The organism is Hymenobacter agri (genome assembly GCF_054778495.1).
In genome coordinates this window covers 1-983 of the sequence record NZ_BAAGZM010001026.1, presented here as the reverse complement: position 1 = coordinate 983, position 983 = coordinate 1, and the positions used below count along the sequence as shown (strand labels likewise).

The following is a 983-nucleotide window of genomic DNA, read 5'->3' as shown; positions in this document are numbered from 1 at the left end:
GTGCAGCGCCAGGCCTTTGCCGGCATGCTCTGGAGCAAGCAGTTTTATTATTACGACGTGAACCAGTGGCTTGACGGCGACCCCGCCCGTCCGGCCCCGCCCGCCAAGCGCCTCACCGGCCGCAACCATACCTGGCGCCACCTGCACAACGCCGATATCATTTCGATGCCCGACAAGTGGGAGTACCCCTGGTACGCGGCCTGGGACTTGGCCTTCCACTGCCTGCCCCTGGCGATGGTGGACAGCACCTTCGCCAAGCAGCAGCTGCGCCTGCTCTGCCAGGATGGCTACCTGCACCCCAACGGCCAGATGCCCGCCTACGAGTGGCATTTCAGCGACGTGAACGCCCCCGTGCACGCCTGGGCCACCTGGCGCGTGTACCAGATGGACCGCAAGCTGCACGGCCAGCCCGACACCGACTTCCTCGAAGCCGTGTTCCAGAAGCTGGTGATGACCTTCACCTGGTGGGTGAACCGCAAGGACCGCGACGAGCGCAACATCTTTGAGGGCGGCTTCTTGGGCATGGACAACATCGGCGTGTTCGACCGCTCGGCCCCGCTGCCCACCGGCGGCAAAATCGAGCAGAGCGACGGCACCTCCTGGATGGCCATGTTCGCCCTCAACCTCATGCGCATGGCCCTGGAGCTGGCCCAAACCCGCCCCGTCTTCCAGGAAATGGCCGTGAAGTTCTTCGAGCACTTCCTGCACATCGCCGAAGCCATGACGCGCGGCGGCGGCGGCCACTTCAACCTCTGGGACGACGAAGACCAGTTCTACTATGACGTCCTCCACGCCCCCGACGATTCGCGCACCCGCCTGCGCATCCGCAGCATGGTGGGCCTCATTCCGCTGTTCGCGGTGGAGGTGATTGACGATGAGCTGCTGGCCACCGTGCCCGAATTCCAGGCCCGCGCCCTGGCCCTGCTGCAGCGACGCCCTCGGCTGGCGGCACTGGTGAGCCGCTGGCAGGAGCCCGGCAAGGG

The 983-nt window shown here is 65.9% G+C and carries 1 protein-coding gene; it reads left to right on the top strand.

Translation table 11 applies throughout. From position 1 onward, the window contains the following. Nucleotides 1-983 (top strand): MGH1-like glycoside hydrolase domain-containing protein (locus tag ACYVDE_RS24210; protein WP_460504080.1); only part of this gene is annotated, 983 nt, incomplete at both ends.